The following is a 17,443-nucleotide window of genomic DNA, read 5'->3' as shown; positions in this document are numbered from 1 at the left end:
ATCTTATGAATCTTTGTCTTTTATTTGGCGGAAAATCTTATGAGCATGAAATTAGCATTGTAAGCGCAATCGCCCTAAAAAAGCTACTTCCAAAGATAAAACATTTTGTCTTTTTAGATTCCAACCATAACTTTTATTTAATTCCAAAAGAACAAATGCAATCTAAGTTTTTTAGCACCAAATCCTATGAAAAAACCCAAAAAATCTACCCCAAAAAAGATGGCTTCTACACACGCACACTCTTTGGAGAAAAACCCCTAAACCTGCCTGTAATCCTAAATCTAATCCACGGGGGCGATGGTGAAGATGGCACGCTTGCTTCCTTGCTAGATTTTTATGGAATCCCTTATATTGGACCGCGCAATCCCGCTTGTGTTCTAAGTTATGATAAAGAGCTTATTAAAGGCTTTGCAGCAAGTCGTGGCGTAAAATGTCTTGCTCATCGTGTGCTTTATCGCAATGATTTAGTACCTAGCGATTTAGAATTCCCAATAATCATTAAGCCCGCACGACTTGGAAGCTCGCTTGGTATCCAAGTTGTAGAGTCACAAGAGAATCTGCAATATGCTCTAGATAGTGCCTTTGAATACGATGAAAAAGTTATCATTGAACCTTTTATTGAAGGAATTAAGGAATATAATCTTGCAGGATTTAAAGGAAAAGATGGAATCCAATTTTCCTTTATTGAAGAACCAGAAAAAAGTAAGTTTTTAGACTTTGAAAAGAAATATTTAGATTTTTCACGCACAAGTAATGCAAAAGAAGCGGAGATTAGCGATGCCTTAAAACAAGCTTTGCAAGAAAGTTTCACAAGACTTTATAATAACGCTTTTGAAGGCGCACTTATCCGCTGTGATTTTTTTATAAAAGACAATGACTGCTACTTAAATGAAATTAATCCTGTGCCAGGCAGTCTTGCAAATTATCTTTTTACCGACTTTAAAAGTGCATTAGAATCACTTTTGCTTGCTTTACCAAAGCCTAGTGATATTAAGGTAGATTACGCCTTATTACATCAAATCCAATTTGCAAAAGGCAAATAGTGGCACAAAAGATTATAACCTATAAAAACGCGAAGTTTAGCCTATCTTATACCCTAACAAATCCCCAAACAAATGCCCCACTTGTAATTTTACACGGCTGGGGAGCAAACAAAAATCTAATGCAACAAGCTTTTAAAGATACTTTTAAAGACTATACGCATTATTACATTGATTTACCGGGCTTTGGAAACTCACAAAATCCGCCCTTTGCACTAAATACTTTTGATTATGCGGAAATTTTGCGCTTAATGTTAGAATCCTTACATTTAGATTCCACAAAAATTAGCATTATGGGGCATAGTTTTGGCGGAAAAGTTGCCACGCTTTTAAACCCTAAAACCCTAATTTTACTAAGCAGTGCTGGAATCCCTACAAAAAAAAGCCTAAAGGTAAGAGCAAAAATTGCCACAACCAAATTTTTAAACAAAATCTTTCCCAAGCTTAGTCAAACTCTAAAGAATCTTTTGCGCTCACAAGATGCGCAAAATCTCAATGAAACAATGTATCAAACCTTTAAAAATGTTGTAGATGAAGACTTTTCAAGTGTTTTTAGAACCTTTAAAAATCCTTGTTTTATCTTTTGGGGCAAAGATGACCTTGCAACTCCGTTAAGTTGTGGCGATCAAATCCATACATTAATTTTGGATTCTAACTTTTTAGCTCTTGAAGGCGACCACTTCTTTTTTTTAAAGCAAGCTAAAGAAATTGAACGCCAAATTCAACTTAAAATTTAATGATTTTTTGTTAAAATTCCGCAATTTTTCTCTAATAAGGATTCCTATTGCAAGATTTTGAAATTTTTATAATGGCAACACGCTGGATTTTTCTTGTAGCGCTTGGCTACTATGCTATGGCAAATCTCCAGTGGTATCACTACAAAATCGGGCGCGTCCTTTTTAAGCACCACAAACAACGCTGGCATTTATTCTACTTTATTTTGCCTATTTTATATTTTATCTTTATCCCAAGCGATATTTATTTCTATGCAGGGCTTTATTTCTATCTCTTAGCACTTGGAATTTGGATTTTTAATCTTAGCAAAAAACTAGTTCTAACAGGCAGGGTGTTGCGCTTTTTTGGATTCTATATTGTTTTTATTGTTTTTAACGAGCTTCTCCTTTTAGGGATAGATGAAAATTCTCCATTGATTCAATGCGTTTATCTTTTACCGCTACTCATCTCTATTTTTATCTCTTCTTTAACAGAAAAAATTCTTTTAAACCGCTATAAAAAACTTGCAAAAGACAAGTTAGAAAACTTTTCAAATCTTACAATTATTGCCGTTACAGGAAGCTATGGAAAAACAAGTCTTAAAAACTATCTTTCTCAAATCTTACAAGAAAGCTTTAAAGTCCATTCTACTCCACGCAGTGTAAATACCTTAACAGGAATCATCGCTGATATTAATCAAAATCTCTCACCCCTAACAGATATTTACATTGTAGAAGCTGGAGCTAGGGGTAGTGGCGATATTAAAGAAATTGTAGAATTGATTGCCCCGCAAATTGTTGTTGTGGGAAAAATCGGTGAAGCACATATTGAATATTTTAAAAATATTGAAAATATCTACCGCACAAAATACGAGATTTTAGAGAGCAGTCGCCTACAAAATGCTTATATCTACAAAGAAAATATCCAGCCAACAAATATTCAAGCAAGGATTATCAACTTCCCACAAGATCCAAGCGATATAGAAGCCACATTGCAAGGAACAAACTTTTCTCTTAAAGTCAAAGGTGAAAAACTAAGTTTTCAAACGCGTATTCTAGGAGCTTTTAATGTAATTAATATAAGTGCCGCCATTGCTGTTGGAAGCGATCTTGGAATCAGCAATGAACGCTTAGTTAAACAAGCTCAAAAACTTGAACCTATCAATCATCGTTTAAGCAAGATTGTTGTTAATGACAAAATCATTCTAGATGATAGTTATAATGGAAACTTAGATGGAATGTTAGAGGCTATCCGTCTTGCTTCTTTGCATAATGGCAAGAAGATTATTGTAACACCAGGGCTTGTGGAAAGCTCTAAAGAAGCAAATATTAAGCTTGCAGAAGCGATTGATAAAGTCTTTGATATTGCCATTATTACAGGAGAGCTTAATGCAAACACCTTACGCTCAAATATTCATAGCACGCAAAAAATCCTTTTAAAAGATAAAACCAATATTGAACATATGCTAAAATCTACAACAAATAGTGGAGATTTGATCTTATTTGCAAATGATGCACCAAGCTACATTTAAAGCGATATTTAGGGGCGAAAATGGATTATTTATATGCACCTTGGCGAAGTGACTACTTTGGCTCAAAGCAAGATTTATGCGTATTTTGTGCAATTTCTAAAGGATTAAATTTACACACAAACGCCAAACAAGATTTCTCTTTAAGCGATGAAACAAATCGCGTATTTTATAGAGATTCTAAGATTTTTTGCGTGATGAATAAATTCCCCTACACTCCCGGACATTTTCTAATCATACCTCATCAACATATACACTCTCCAGAGCTTCTCAGTTTAGATACATGGTTGCATCTCCAAACATTTGCACAAAAAGGAGTAGCACTCTTAAAGGAATTTGGCGCAAGTGGTGTAAATTTAGGAATGAATATTGAAAAAGCCGGAGGCGCTGGAATCCCAGATCATTTACATTTACATCTCGTGCCACGCTACATAGGAGATACAAACTTTTTCACTACCATCGGTGATACGCGCGCCTATGGCGTAGATTTTGACAAAATTTTCAAGCGCATTAAAGCGCTCTCCAAAACGCATTTTAGGAGCATTAATTGAAGCCAAAATATCACTTTTTCAAAAACACACAATACGCGCTAGAAGGCATTAAAGCGCTCTTAAAACACGAGATTTCTTTCCGCATTGAATTTTCTATCATTATTCCTTGCGCGATTCTTAGTTTTTTCTTGCCCATTGGTGTAGTGGAGCAAATTTTACTTATTGGTGTCTTGTTTTTAATTCTCATCACAGAAGCATTAAATTCTAGCATTGAAGCGTGTGTAGATTTAGTTACAACAAAGTGGCACAAACAAGCAAAAATTGCTAAAGATTGTGCATCAGCAGCTGTGTTTTTTAGTATAACACTAGCTCTTATTGTGTGGTTTGTGGTGTTATTACAATTTTTGATTCCAACTTTTTAACGCTAAATCTCAATCCGTTCTAAAATTTTAAGATTAAAACCACTTAATATTCCATCTAGCTCATTACTCTTAGAACCACTTAATAATTTAAAATCTTTTACTCCTAATTCTTTTAAAATCTGCGCTCCGATACCTAAACCTTTAATATCCCTATTATTTTGTGTCCGTAAAAAAATCAGATACCCACCTTGCTCTCTTAATCTCACAATAGATTCCATTAAAGAGTTAAATAAATTCTCATTTTCTAATAACTCCAAATCTTCCCTAATACTATGGAATTTTACTAGCGGAGTTTCTGAATTCCCAAAGCCAAATACAAAATGTTTTCTCCCCAAATGATCCCTAAATTGTATTTTTATAGAATCTGCGCCTAGAAACTTGCACACATTTTTACTCTCCATTACAATTAGTTGCTCAAATTGCAAGCGGTATTCTATCAAATCTGAGACATAAAGGATTTTTAAATTATGCTTTTTTGCAAACTCACTTAAAAATTTATCCCCTCTTCTTGCCATTAATCCATCTTCTTTCATAATCTCACAAATCACACTAATAGGCTTTAATCCTGCCAAGCGACAAATATCCACACTAGCTTCAGTATGCCCAGTGCGCTCTAGCACACCACCTTCTTTTGCAATAAGTGGAAAAATATGCCCCGGACGCACAAAATCTTCTGGTTTTGTGCTTGGCTTACACATTAGTTGAATTGTTAAATCTCTCTCATATGCAGAAATTCCTGTTTTTGCTTCTTTTGCATCAATAGAAACCGTAAAAGCTGTCTCGTGATTAGAACTATTTTTACTTACCATTGGTGGTAAATCAAGTGCTTGGGCAGTCTCTTTTGTAATAGAAACACAAATCAACCCGCGCGCTTCTTGCGCCATAAAATTAATTTTTTCTGGTGTGCTAAAAATCCCTGCCATCACCAAATCACCTTCATTTTCTCTATCTTCATCATCCATTACAATAATCATCTCACCATTTTGGATTGCTTTTATTGCTAACTCAACACGCAAAATTACTTCATTATCCATAATAAACCTTAATTTTTAAATCATCAAAACTTAAATTATAGCGCAATACTGCTAATTTTATCTTGACAAACAAAAAATATAAAGCTATAATTCCAACTTTTAAAACATTGGGGTATCGCCAAGCGGTAAGGCACCTGGTTTTGGTCCAGGCATTCCGAGGTTCGAATCCTTGTACCCCAGCCACTTCTTAAAAACCGCAAGAATTTCAGTAATTTTACTCTAAATTAGTTATCGCGGGGTAGAGCAGCCCGGTAGCTCGTTGGGCTCATAACCCAAAGGTCGGTGGTTCAAATCCGCCCCCCGCTACCAAATCTGACAACAAATCTTTACAAACTCAACTTTTGTTGTTACAATTTCTTAAAAATTTAAAGTGATTTTATGGAATTTGTTGGGACTGAGCTTATTTTTATCCATTTATTTCTTTCTTTTCCTTTGCTTTTACCTCCACTTTGGAATCTTTACGCACTTTTTACAAACCCTTCCCATACACAAAAACTTCGCACTCTAGCCGTTTGCGCTCCAGCGTATTATACGCTTCTTAGTGCTTGTGCTTTTAGCGGTTTTGTGATTTGGGCAATGCTAGGCTTTATTTTCACTTTTAAAATTATCTTGATGCTTGTGTTGTGGCTTGCAATTTTAATCGCAGAAATTAAACGCCATAAATTTCAAAAACAAATCCACGTTGAAGCAGATTTTACAAAACGCGAAAAGTTCTTCCACTTTGCTAAAATCAAATACAGCCTAGATTTTTGCGCCTTTGCACTCTTTTTTCTCTATCTAATTTAAAATGCAATTTACCTATCACAAATACGCAGGAAATACTACAATCACACTAGAAGGCGAGATTTACAACCATCTTTTTCGCTCCCGTAGAACGCGCAAATTAGACTCCATCACACTCTGTAATTTAAGTGATACAAATGTCTATATTTACACCATTGCTGAAATTGGCAAAAAATCCGCCACATTACAACTTAAAACCACGCAAAATATGGAATCCAAAACACCAAAAGGACATTTGATTTGGGCGATGATTGACCCTAAAAACATAGAAAAAACACTTCCCTTTTTAAACGAATTAAACCTAGCACACATCACATTTTTTTACGCAGATTTTTCACAAAAACACTTCAAGCTTGATAATTTGCGCTTAGATAGAATCCTAGAAAACTCTTGCGAGCAGTGCGGTCGCCTAACGCGCTTAAAACTAGAATTGCTAAATAATCTTACCGAAGTGTTACAAAAATACCCAAAAATTGCGGTGATGGATTTTAATGCAAAGCCCTTAGAATCGTCTTTAGAGATTCCTTTTTTAATTGGCACAGAAGGCGGATTTAGCCCAAATGAACGCAAACTACTAAGCACACAAACTACCTTTAGTGCGCCAAATTGCAATATTCTGCGTAGCGAAACTGCCGCTGTGTATGCCACAAGCAAAATACTTTAAAAAAGATTCTAACCAACCTTTACAAACATTATTTAAAATTGCTAGAATTTTTATATCTTAGTAGAAAATTTAAATTTGGGGAAGTAAAAATGCGCAATAAAAAAGCCTTTACAATGTTAGAACTTGTGTTTATCTTAGTGATTTTAGGAATTTTAGCTGCTGTCGCAATTCCAAAAATTTCCGCAAGTCGTGATGATGCAAAACTTGTTGCACTAAAAAGCGATATTAACACGCTAAAAACAGCCTTTCCAGCGTATTTTCTAGCACAAGGTCAAGGAACTTTTACAACCGCCATCACACTAAGTAGCGCAAATTGGAATCTAGGTGATTACGCCCTTACTAGCAAGCTTCAAGATTCTAACCAAAACCCTTGTATTAGCGCAAAGCTTCTTGATGCAAATAGCACGCTCGCCACAACGCCACAAAGTGTGCAATTTTTAGAGTTTTCTACACAAACTACAGGCAATGCAAATGGAGATACTTGCGCAAAACTTATTGAAAGCATTGGCTTAAATTCTACATTGAAAATTCCTCTACTTAGCAACTCTATCGTGTTTTAATGCGCAAGGCTTTCACACTCCTAGAGATTATCCTAACACTTCTTTTAATTGGAATTCTTTTAAGCATTGGAATCCCACAATTTAGCGATTACACTAGAAGTGCTTGCACAAAAAAACTCCAACTTCAAACCCTAAATCTCCGCCTAGACTTAAAAGCACAACTTCAAGCACGCCAAAGCATTAATTGGGATTCCTTATATAGCCACCTAGACTTCACTTCTAAAGATTGCCATTTTAGCAAACAAAAAGATGGTTTTATTATCAATCATCACGGAAACAAGGCGTATTTTAAGCTTAAGGATTCCCTCTTGGAATGCCAATACTCCAAAACTTCACGCTTGCATAATGGTGAATCAATGTGCGATATTTTTTAAAATTTGCATTATAATAACGCTTTTATTTTAGGAATCTAAATGCAAGAATTAATCGCTAATTTTGATTTTTATATGCTTTTATTGCTCTTTGTTGCAGCCTTTGTGGCTGGCTTTATTGACTCTATTGCAGGGGGTGGTGGAATGATAACAATCCCTGCGCTCTTGCTTGCTGGAATCTCTCCCTTACAAGCTTTAGCAACAAACAAACTCCAAAGCTCTTTTGGAAGTTTTTCGGCAACTTTACAGTTTTACAAAAAAGGCTATATCAACCTAAAATCTGGACTTCCCTTTGCAGTCATCGCCTTTGTTTTCTCAGCAGTTGGCACAATTAGCGTGCAGTATATTGAAGTAGAATTTCTCTCAAAAGTTCTCCCTTTTTTAATTTTAATTTTTGGCTTGTATTTTTTATTTTCACCTAGCATTAAAGAGGTGGAACAAACAAAAAAACTAAATCGCGCATATCTAAGCCTTGCAATCGCTGCTGTGGGCTTTTATGATGGATTTTTTGGACCAGGAACAGGATCGTTTTTTATGCTTGCACTAATTGTTATTGGCGGTTTTAATGTGATACAGAGTTTAGGGCAGGCAAAGCTGTATAACTTCTCTACAAATCTTGCTTCTTTAATCTTTTTTGCATTAGGTGGGCATATGCTTTGGAGCATAGGACTGCTTATGGCTTTAGGGCAATTTATCGGTGCAAATCTTGGCTCTAAAATGGCAATGCGTTATGGAATCCGTATCGTCAAGCCTCTTGTTGTTGGAATCTCCTTTCTAATGGCAGCTAAACTTTTATACGAACAATTTTAAAATTATGGAGATTTATCTACAAGGGCTACTGATTGCATTCTCTCTTTTTGCAACAATTGGCGCGCAAAATATGTTTGTAATTAAACAAGGGATTTTGAAAAATCACATTTTTTGGGTGTGTGCAACTTGCATCATTTGTGATATTGTGCTTGTAAATATTGGAATCTTTGGTGTTGGTGAGTTTATTGCTAAAAACAAAATTTTTACAATTTTACTTGGAATTATAGGCGCATTGTTTGTCTTAAGCTATGGAATCCTATCTCTACGCGCCGCTTTTAATGCAAATCAACATCTAGAATTAAATACAAAAGGACACAAAACAAGCCTTACAAAAATCATCGCGCAGACGCTTGCTATAACGCTTCTAAACCCTCATGTATATTTAGATACGATTCTAATTTTAGGCGCGATTGCTCTACCCTTTAACATTAATGAAAAACTCTTGTTAAGCGGAGGAATTATCAGTGCTTCTTGTCTTTGGTTTTTATGTCTTGGATTTGCTGCACACAAGGCAAGCGTACTCTTTAAGAATCCAAAATCTTGGGTGATTCTAAATTCTTTCACCACGCTTGTAATGTTTGCTCTTGCATATATGTTAGCAAAATTCACTTGGGAAGAATTACAAGTAGTTTTAGATTCCATTTAGCTTTATTGTGCAGAAGTCAAACTAGAATCTAACATCGCATTTTCTAAGCTTCTTTGTGAGAAAAGAAACCGCCCATCACATACAAATCCAAGCTCCTGCCAATCTGTGTGATTTAGCTTGTCGCATATTTCTTGCAACATTATAGAATCCACTTTAAACTTTGGAAAAATCGCTAAGATTGAGCCATCATAGGCTTTGCAAGGGTAAGAAAATGCAAGTTAATCTTACTTTAATACAAATAAGTTTTTATTGCATTTTTGATAAAATATTGTCTCTTTATATCTAAGGACATATTATGCTTGTATCACAATTTTTAGATTTAGATTTCACTATTGCGCCTTTTGATTTGGGAGCATTTTTTAGTCGCTATGTTATAAAAGATAATAGTATTATGAGTGTTTCTAGCTATAGACACCACAAAGACAACTATGTCAGCAATGATGAATATAATGAAAGTTTGGATAAGTATGAAAGTATTCTTAATTCTTGCAGTTATCATAATCTTTGGTATAGAAAAACTCCTACAAATTTTGCAATAACACTAGAAAATGACCTTAGGCTTAATAATGAGCAGTTTTTCGCACGATTGTTGCAGAAAATCTTTCTTTCACCATTTTTTATGGATAAGGATTTGAGTGAAAATAAAAAGATGTTTTTGCGTGGGTTTTTTGAGACAAGGGGAAGTATTGATACAACTCTTAGCTTTTTAACACTAGATTATTTTTATAACTCATCTTTAGAGCTAAAACGCATTAGATATTTGATTGATAATTTTAATATCCCAGCACAAGCCTTAAATGTGAATTTTAGAGAATTGCAAAAACAATATACTGAAAATATCAATAAAAGAAATGCACAATTTCGCATAAATCTCTATTGGTATTTGTGTCATATTGGGCTACTAAATCCATACAAAGCCTTAAAAGCAAGTAAGGCATATAATTTGGATTATAAACTAGATAATGGCATATATTACTTTTCGTGTGAAGAGCCAAGCTTTACTCAAAACTCTTTTGAAGAACGCATAGCACATTATCTACATATAATTTATGATAAGCATTTATCGCCTTATGAAATTGAGAAAATACGCAAGGATTTAGCATTTGAAAAAGAAAATGATAAAGAATCTTTTAGCAGAGATGGACAGATTGTAAAAATATTTAAATATTCAAGTGATGATATTTGTGCGGCTTGTAATGATTATTATGATATACAAGATAGAAGTTTTTTAACAAAAATGGGGCGGTATTACACTGAAATTCATCATTGCATTTCTGTTGGGAAAGACAAGCAGTTAGATGTGCTAGAAAATCTCACAAAGCTCTGCCCTGTATGCCACAGAGCATTAAAAAAGGGGGCAAGCAGTGAGAGCTATCAAAAGCAGATTATCAATAATATTTTTACAAACAATCCACAGAATCTAGAATTTGCTTCTATCATTTTTGCGAGTAATGATAGAGAGTTTTTGATTGATAAAGTGTATCAGTCTTTATTGTAGGATTCTAGTCGCTTTTGTGCCATAGTAAAAAACTTTTTATCTCTCTCTATGCCGATAAATTCTCTCCCTAGCTCTAGGCAAGCAGCCCCTGTGCTACCACTGCCCATAAATGGATCAAGCACGACTTCATTTAGATTTGTGTGGATTTGTATAAGATCTTTCATAAGTTTTAGACTTTTTTGTGTGGGGTGTCCTAATTTTTCTTTGCCACTTACAAGGGCGTGTGTAAAAATAGATCGCAAATATGGCACATCGCTAGGCTTGTTAAACACCCATTTTGCCCCACTTTTTACCGCCCACACCGCAAACTCTAAATCCTGCACATAACGCCTTGTTGTGTTGCGTGGCATAGGATTTGACTTCTGCCATATCAAAACATCTTTTACAATCATATTTGAGTTTTCTAAGGCTTGTGTGATAAAGCTTATAAAACGATAAGAGCAGAATATAATCATTGAGCCATTTTTGTCTAAAATCTCTGCATATTGCGGGATCCACGATACAAGGTCAAAGCCCTTATCCCACACGCCAAAATCTACCCCCTGCCGCCTTTGTCTCATAGACGGAAAATTATTGGACTTAGAGATATTGTAGGGCGGATCAGTGATAATGTGATGAACCTTTACTTTATTCTCTAGCATTTGCTGGATAAAGGTGTAAGAATCCGCATTGTAAAGCTTCATAAAAGCTCACTTGCAATGTGGTCTGCTAATGCTTTTGCAAGCAGTGGTGGCACAGCATTGCCTATTTGCTTACAAACCTGTGTCTTTTTGCCTAAGAATATAAAGCTATCGCTAAAGCTTTGGATTCTAGCAGCTTCTCGTGGTGTAATGGAGCGGTGCAAAAAAGGGTGTGAGTTTGTGCCATTGCTTGGAGTGTCAAACCTTGTATCAATCGTTGGGCTAATCTCATTCCATTTTAACCGCCCCCAAGTTGTGTTGAATTTTTGCTTGCCGTGCAGATTTTTAGGCAGATATTCTTTACCCTTTTCTTTGGGGATCATTTCTAACTTTTTTATTGCGATTTGTGAGTGATTGCTTGCTTTATGATATTGCAAAATCTCACCTCTTAGCATTTTTTGATACGCACTTTGTGGTGGGTTTTTGTAGGGGCTTGTAATCTCGCCTTGATTGCTTTGTAAATATGCTAAATCACTTATGGCATCTTTGACACACACTTGCATTTCGCTTGGAGCTGGGAAGCCTAAATACTCCTTTTTATGTGCGATAAAAAACGCCCTTTCTCTATTTTGTGGCACGCAAAAATCTTTAGCGTTTAAAATAGCAGAATCCACTTTATAGCCTAGATCTTGTATATGTCTTTCTATCTCGTTTTTGAAATATCCGTTTGCAGTGCTAAAAATGCTTTTGACATTTTCTATTATAAATAGTTCAGGCTGTAACTGCTTGACAATGTCTAAATACTCTAAAAACAAAAAGTTTCTAGGATCTTGCAGTCCAAGTTTTTTTCCCTTAAGGCTAAAGCCCTGACAAGGAGGACCTCCTATAATCATATTGACCTTAAGGCGTTTTGCTTGTTTGATAAGCGTGTTTTTTATCTTTATGTCAGTAATATCGCCGCAGATTACTTGCGCTTTTGGGAAGTTATGCGAAAAAGTGTTGATAGCAGATTGCTCAAAATCTAGCGCGAGCAGTGTCTCAAAATATGGATTCTGGTCAATCCCACTAGAAAACCCCCCTGCCCCACAAAATAGATCTAAAACTCTAAAGTGTATTTTACCCACTTACAACTCCGTTTTTAGCACCGCACCATTTGCGGCGTTGCTTACAAGCAGTGAGTAGCGTTTAAGCCATTTGCTCTTTATCTCTTTTTTGATGGGCTTCCATTTTGCCCTTCTAGATTCTAGAATCTTAGAATCTACTTTCAGCTCCAAGCTCCCACGCGAGACAGAAATCTCTATAATATCGCCATCTTCAATAAGTGCGATAAGCCCCCCTTCAGCAGCTTCTGGGCTTATATGCCCGATACACGCCCCCCTTGTCGCCCCGCTAAATCGCCCATCGGTTATGAGTGCCACGCTTTCGCCTAAGCCCATTCCCATAATAAGACTTGTGGGGCTTAACATTTCTTGCATTCCGGGTCCCCCCTTTGGTCCTTCATAGCGGATAACTACCACGCTTCCAGCCTTTACCTTGCCCCCTGCGATACCCTTAATCGCTTCATCTTGGGAGTTAAAGCAAATTGCTTTGCCGCTAAATTCTTTCATAGATTCTGCCACGGCGGCGACTTTTAGCACCGCGCCTTGCTCGCAGAGATTACCAAAAAGGATTTTTAATCCGCCCACTTGTGAGTAGGCATTGTCATTATGGCGGATAATTTCGGGGTCTGTGATATTTGCGTTTGCTATTCTTTCCCCTAGAGTTTCGCCAGTGATTGTGAGAGCGTCTAGGTGGAGAATAGAATTTTCTCTTTTAGACACCTCATTGATTACCGCTGAAACCCCACCAGCTTTGTTTATATCTTCCATATGGATTGTGCTAAGAGCCGGAGCGATTTTGGCGATGTGGGCGACATTTGCAGCGATGTTATTGATAGATTCTAGGTTAAAATCCACTTCCGCTTCCTTGGCAATGGCTAACATATGCAAAATTGTATTCGTGCTTCCGCCCATTGCCATATCCACGACAAAGGCGTTATGCACGGCTTTTGCATTCAAAATATTGCGGAATCTAAATTTTTCACTTAGGCTAGAATCTAGGGCAATCTCTACAATGCGTCTAGCCCCCTTTCGTAGCAACTCTTCTCGCTCTGGCGTTAAAGCCGGAATCGTGCCATTACCCGGTAGTGCCACGCCCATAGCCTCACACAGAGTATTCATAGAGTTTGCCGTAAACATTCCGCTGCAGCTCCCCCCACTAGGACAGGCTTGACACTCTATCTCGTGTAATCTTTTCTCATCAATTTTGCCGCTTTCATACGCCCCCACCGCTTCAAATGCGGAGTTTAAATCAAGTATTGTGCCATCTTCTAGTCGCCCTGCTTTCATAGGACCGCCACTCACAAAGATAGTCGGCACATTCACACGCAATGCCCCCATAAGCATTCCGGGCACAATCTTATCGCAGTTTGGTAGGCAAATCATCGCATCTAACGCGTGGGCATTCATCACAGATTCTATGCAGTCCGCAATCAACTCACGGCTAGGCAGAGAGTAGAGCATACCGCTATGCCCCATAGCGATGCCATCATCTACGCCAATGGTGTTAAACTCAAAAGGCACGCCCCCTGCCTTGCGGATTTCGTCCTTTACAATCTCGGCATATTTGTTTAGGAAAAAATGCCCCGGAATGATGTCAATATAGCTATTTGCCACGCCGATAAAGGGTTTGCTAAAATCTTCATCTTTTAGCCCTGTTGCCCTTAGCAAACTTCTGTGAGGGGCGCGATTATGCCCCTTTTTTACAATATCACTTCGCATAGAATCTCCTTAATAATTTGTATGAAATAATTATACTTGAAGATTCTTAGCTGTTTTTTAGATTCTATGTTGCTAGATACTTCGCCCTTAAAGGCTCAGTATGACAAGCTAGATTCTGCAAAGTGGATGTCTGTATAGTGTGTAAGCTCTAGCTCTAGGGTTTTTGCCCTCTTTGTTGTATTGTAGCTCTAGCTTTTGTGTTTTTTGCATTATTGTCCTTGCTTGGATTAATTGTGGAATTTTACCATTAAATATAAATGCTTGCTTGGGTCTTAATATTGGCTTAGTGAAGTTTAGCTACAATGTAGGGCTTAGAGTAGAATCTAAAGGAGGGCAAATGTATAAGATTCTAGTAGCTTTGACAATAGCGGTGCTATTATGTGGTATGCAAGGTTGTAGTACGCGAAGTGCGACAGATGTTGAGAGTAGCCCAATAGAACCACGCGAATATATCAGCAAATCTGTCGATAGCTTTTATAAAGGCAGTGAGTGGGAGGGCGTATGGGGAGAGATGAGCCAATGCGATCCGCTTAATAAAATCGGCTGGTGCTATAAGCAAAGTGCGATACAAATCTATGACTGCTATCAAACACAGAAATACAACTATGAAGATAAAAGTGCAGTATGCACACTTGGCTTAGTGATGAGCCAAATCCCTGACCCTGCTAAACAAACTGAACATCTTATCTGCGATAGTGGGGTGTTTCCGGGTGAAGTGGAGATTTTTATAAATGGTAACACAGCAAAGCCTAGTGGAAAGTATTTTGATCTTGTATGTAGCCACACAGAAGGGACAGAGCGGAGCAAATGTGAGAAAAATATGAGCTTCACTCTTAGCAAAGATTCTAAAGGGATTTATTTTCACTCTAGCAAGGGGCTAGATTCTAGCACTTGTGAAACGCCAAATGATAAAAGCAAAGCAGGCACTCTAAGTGGAATCTACCCACGATTTAAAGGGAGCTTTGATTGCGAGAAGCAGGGCTTAAGCAAGGTTGAAAAAGGCATTTGCAATAGCTTTTATACTCTGCGTGATGATGTGAGCTTAAATGCGATGTTTGAATATGCGCTTGCTTTTGCGTGGAGTAATGAGCAAAAATCTACGCTTAAAAAAGAGCAACTACAATGGCTAAAAAAGCGCAATATACAATGCAATAATGCAGAAAATGGCAAAGAACTTTTGCATTGTTTATATGGAATGATAAATCATCGCATAAGAGAATTGCACGAAGTGATAGATAAATCACAACAAGTAACGCTAGAGCTAGTAAGCCAGATAGGTGCGGTAAAAATCTATGAGAATCCAAGCCTAAAATCCCCTGTGCTTTATACAAAGATTCTCAATAGTGGGAGTGCAAAAAGAGACTATGGGGCGATACTACTTCTATCAAAATCTGTCAATGGCTTTACAAAGGTTATGCTAATGGAGTTTTCAAAGGATATAAATCCAAATAGCAATGCCATTGTAGGCTATGTGCAAAATGCAAATGTCAAAAGGGATAAAGAGCAAGAAAGCGCACTGCGAAAGTAGGCTTTGGTGGGGGAGATTGGGCTAGAATAAAAGCTAATATTTGTTGCAAAGAGAATCTAGCTTGTGCTTGCATAAATACAAAAAAGTTGGAAAATATGCAAGCAAACATTTATCTTAATCTTTGTTTATTTTGTTATGCAGTTATTTATCGCACCGATAAAGGGTTTGCTAACCTTGAAGCCTTTAGTAAGTCTCTGTGTTTTGTGTGATTTTAGCAAATTTTGCTATAATCAGAGTTTGTGTATAATGACGCAATTTTAAACAAAAGATACAAAATGGATTCCTTAAATCAAGCGTTTCAAAACGCTTTTAAACAATACGCAACAAACTGCGCCATAGAAGTGGATAAAGAGAGTATCACCTATGCGGAGCTTGAAACTCAAGCTAACGCGCTTGCTATCTTTTTAACACAAAATTGCGTGCAAGAAAATAGCATAATTCTCTTTGGCACACGCTCAATAGAAGTGTATGTTAGCGTCGTTGCTTGTGTGCTTGGGAACTTTACTTATGTGCCTTTAAATCCAAGATTCCCAAATGAGCGACTCCAAACAATGATTGCACGCACGGAATCTACCACAATGCTTTTATGCAAAGAATGCGTAAAATCCTTTTGTAAAATTGCAAACTCCATAAAATCTCTAAATATCTTGTGCTTTAAAGTGGATTTCACAGAGTTAAAAAAGCAGTTCCCACAGCATAATTTTGTAGAGATTCCATTAGAGTTTCCGCAAAAAACAAATTTTACAATTTCAAAATCTACCACACAAAACCCAGCTTATTTGCTCTTTACAAGCGGTAGCACAGGAATCCCAAAGGGCGTGTTAGTAAGCAGAAATAACCTAATCTCTTATGTCAATCGCATTCAAAATTTATACCATTTCACACCACAAGATAGAATCTCGCAATTTTTTGACTTAACTTTTGATTTAAGTATGCACGATATTTTCTGCACTCTGCTCTCAGGTGCAACACTTGTAGTAATCCCACAAATTTGGCTCTTAAACCCACTTAAATTTATTGTAACAAAGCAACTAAGTGTGCTTTTTGCCCCACCTTCTTTGATTGCTTACCTACAAAACCTAAAAGCCTTAAAAGAAAATGTTTTACCAAACCTAAAAATTGCGTTATTTTGTGGTGAAGCACTGCCTGTAAAGTCCGCCATAGCCTTTGCTAAAGCCGCTCCAAATGCCTTGCTTGATAATCTCTATGGTCCCACAGAAGCCACGATTAGCTTTACCCATTATCGCTTCATACAAAAAGGTGGAATCCAAAATGCGATTCCACCTTTACAAGAGGATATTTTACCGCTCGGACTGCCTTTTGATGGGCTTATGCTCTCTTTACGCAACACTCAAAATAAAGAAGTTAAAACAGGCGAGGCAGGAGAGATTCTACTAGGAAGCAAGGTTAAAGAAACTTCACAAATCGCACTTGGCTACTACAATGACCCTAGCAAAACACAAGAAAAATTCATAGAAGAAAAGGGAATTAGATGGTATAAAACAGGCGATTTAGGCAGATTTAATACAACACTTAATGCTTATTGCTTCTTAGGGCGTCTTGATGAGCAAGTAAAAATTCAAGGATTCCGCGTAGAACTCTTAGAAATAGACAATGCTCTAAGCCTTGCAAGCAATAAACAAGGACGCGCAATTGTGTTGCAAGAAAATGATTTCAATGTGCTTTATGGAGTCATTGAAGACAAGCAAAAAGATTCCACAGAAATCTTAAACACATTACGCCAAAAACTCCCCCACTATATGCTCCCAAAACAGATTTTTTACCTAGAGAGTTTTCCGATAAATGCCAATGGCAAGGTTGATAGAAACGCCATTAAACAATGGCTAATTCATCAAATTACGCCCCCCCCCCCCGCACACACAGCAAATTGACAGCCTCTTAAATTATGGGCAGG

General features: G+C 37.0%; 18 protein-coding genes, 2 tRNA genes and 1 pseudogene. 16 read left to right on the top strand and 5 right to left on the bottom strand.

Features of this window, described 5'->3' with window-relative positions:
* The first annotated feature begins 5 nt into the window (after positions 1–5).
* The 5 genes from IP358_RS01640 to IP358_RS01620 are packed head-to-tail and all read left to right on the top strand — an operon-like array spanning position 6 to position 4,195.
* Entirely contained in the window at positions 6–1,043 is a 1,038-nt protein-coding gene (locus IP358_RS01640; protein WP_006802020.1) for a D-alanine--D-alanine ligase, read from the top strand.
* Entirely contained in the window at positions 1,043–1,777 is a 735-nt protein-coding gene (locus IP358_RS01635; protein WP_006802021.1) for an alpha/beta fold hydrolase, read from the top strand. Before IP358_RS01640 ends, IP358_RS01635 begins: the two co-directional genes overlap by 1 nt.
* Before the next feature lie 47 nt (positions 1,778–1,824).
* Positions 1,825–3,285, top strand: coding sequence for a Mur ligase family protein (locus IP358_RS01630; protein WP_006802022.1), 1,461 nt, complete (start codon positions 1,825–1,827; stop codon positions 3,283–3,285).
* Positions 3,286–3,305: 20 nt separating this feature from the next.
* Positions 3,306–3,833 carry an HIT family protein gene (locus IP358_RS01625; RefSeq protein WP_006802023.1) on the top strand — a complete coding sequence of 176 codons (528 nt, stop codon included), beginning with the start codon at positions 3,306–3,308 and terminating at the stop codon, positions 3,831–3,833.
* Positions 3,830–4,195: a diacylglycerol kinase gene (locus IP358_RS01620; protein WP_006802024.1), complete on the top strand. Its 366-nt coding sequence runs from the start codon at positions 3,830–3,832 to the stop codon at positions 4,193–4,195. The genes IP358_RS01625 and IP358_RS01620 overlap by 4 nt, the downstream gene beginning before the upstream one ends.
* A 2-nt stretch (positions 4,196–4,197) precedes the next feature.
* Here IP358_RS01620 and IP358_RS01615 read toward each other — a convergent pair whose 3' ends face one another.
* On the bottom strand, positions 4,198–5,229 hold the full coding sequence (locus tag IP358_RS01615; protein ID WP_006802025.1) for a bifunctional 3,4-dihydroxy-2-butanone 4-phosphate synthase/GTP cyclohydrolase II: 1,032 nt from the start codon (positions 5,227–5,229) through the stop codon (positions 4,198–4,200).
* Between the two features lie 108 nt (positions 5,230–5,337).
* Here IP358_RS01615 and IP358_RS01610 point away from each other — a divergent pair.
* The 8 genes from IP358_RS01610 (at position 5,338) to IP358_RS01575 (ending at position 9,063) form a co-directional block, all read left to right on the top strand.
* A tRNA-Gln gene (locus IP358_RS01610) sits at positions 5,338–5,412 on the top strand.
* A 49-nt stretch (positions 5,413–5,461) separates the two neighbouring features.
* Positions 5,462–5,538, top strand: a tRNA-Met gene (locus tag IP358_RS01605).
* Positions 5,539–5,607: 69 nt separating this feature from the next.
* Positions 5,608–6,015: a hypothetical protein gene (locus tag IP358_RS01600; RefSeq protein ID WP_040498263.1), complete on the top strand. Its 408-nt coding sequence runs from the start codon at positions 5,608–5,610 to the stop codon at positions 6,013–6,015.
* Between the two features lies 1 nt (position 6,016).
* A complete protein-coding gene (locus IP358_RS01595) occupies positions 6,017–6,676 on the top strand; it encodes a 16S rRNA (uracil(1498)-N(3))-methyltransferase (RefSeq protein ID WP_006802026.1) in 660 nt (219 codons plus the stop codon).
* An 89-nt stretch (positions 6,677–6,765) separates the two neighbouring features.
* Complete coding sequence (locus IP358_RS01590; RefSeq protein WP_040498400.1) at positions 6,766–7,236, top strand: type II secretion system protein; 471 nt, start codon at positions 6,766–6,768, stop codon at positions 7,234–7,236.
* A complete protein-coding gene (locus IP358_RS01585; RefSeq protein WP_006802028.1) occupies positions 7,236–7,610 on the top strand; it encodes a prepilin-type N-terminal cleavage/methylation domain-containing protein in 375 nt (124 codons plus the stop codon). The genes IP358_RS01590 and IP358_RS01585 overlap by 1 nt, the downstream gene beginning before the upstream one ends.
* A gap of 39 nt (positions 7,611–7,649) precedes the next feature.
* A complete protein-coding gene (locus tag IP358_RS01580) occupies positions 7,650–8,417 on the top strand; it encodes a TSUP family transporter (RefSeq protein ID WP_006802029.1) in 768 nt (255 codons plus the stop codon).
* Positions 8,418–8,487: 70 nt separating this feature from the next.
* Complete coding sequence (locus IP358_RS01575; protein ID WP_248613351.1) at positions 8,488–9,063, top strand: LysE/ArgO family amino acid transporter; 576 nt, start codon at positions 8,488–8,490, stop codon at positions 9,061–9,063.
* Between the two features lie 2 nt (positions 9,064–9,065).
* Here IP358_RS01575 and IP358_RS01570 read toward each other — a convergent pair.
* Positions 9,066–9,275: pseudogene (locus IP358_RS01570) on the bottom strand (class I SAM-dependent methyltransferase); the annotation flags it as partial.
* A gap of 83 nt (positions 9,276–9,358) precedes the next feature.
* Between IP358_RS01570 and IP358_RS01565 the strand changes: the two are divergent.
* Positions 9,359–10,561 carry an HNH endonuclease gene (locus tag IP358_RS01565; protein ID WP_006802032.1) on the top strand — a complete coding sequence of 401 codons (1,203 nt, stop codon included), beginning with the start codon at positions 9,359–9,361 and terminating at the stop codon, positions 10,559–10,561.
* On the opposite strand, the gene IP358_RS01560 is transcribed toward IP358_RS01565, so the two are convergent.
* From IP358_RS01560 to ilvD, 3 genes are read right to left on the bottom strand one after another with little or no spacing between them, the layout of a single operon-like run.
* On the bottom strand, positions 10,546–11,244 hold the full coding sequence (locus IP358_RS01560; protein ID WP_006802033.1) for a DNA-methyltransferase: 699 nt from the start codon (positions 11,242–11,244) through the stop codon (positions 10,546–10,548). The two genes, IP358_RS01565 and IP358_RS01560, sit on opposite strands and share 16 nt — an antisense overlap.
* Complete coding sequence (locus tag IP358_RS01555) at positions 11,241–12,296, bottom strand: DNA cytosine methyltransferase (RefSeq protein ID WP_040498402.1); 1,056 nt, start codon at positions 12,294–12,296, stop codon at positions 11,241–11,243. Before IP358_RS01555 ends, IP358_RS01560 begins: the two co-directional genes overlap by 4 nt.
* A 9-nt stretch (positions 12,297–12,305) precedes the next feature.
* On the bottom strand, positions 12,306–14,000 hold the full coding sequence (gene ilvD, locus IP358_RS01550; RefSeq protein WP_006802035.1) for a dihydroxy-acid dehydratase: 1,695 nt from the start codon (positions 13,998–14,000) through the stop codon (positions 12,306–12,308).
* Between the two features lie 337 nt (positions 14,001–14,337).
* Between ilvD and IP358_RS01545 the strand changes: the two genes are divergently transcribed.
* Positions 14,338–15,528, top strand: coding sequence for a lysozyme inhibitor LprI family protein (locus IP358_RS01545; RefSeq protein WP_101313227.1), 1,191 nt, complete (start codon positions 14,338–14,340; stop codon positions 15,526–15,528).
* Positions 15,529–15,803: 275 nt separating this feature from the next.
* On the top strand, positions 15,804–17,420 hold the full coding sequence (locus IP358_RS01540) for an AMP-binding protein (protein ID WP_370525622.1): 1,617 nt from the start codon (positions 15,804–15,806) through the stop codon (positions 17,418–17,420).
* The last annotated feature ends 23 nt before the right edge of the window (positions 17,421–17,443 follow it).

The organism is Helicobacter winghamensis ATCC BAA-430 (genome assembly GCF_028751035.1).
Lineage (GTDB): Bacteria > Campylobacterota > Campylobacteria > Campylobacterales > Helicobacteraceae > Helicobacter_D > Helicobacter_D winghamensis.
This window is presented reverse-complemented; position numbering and strand designations above follow the sequence as displayed.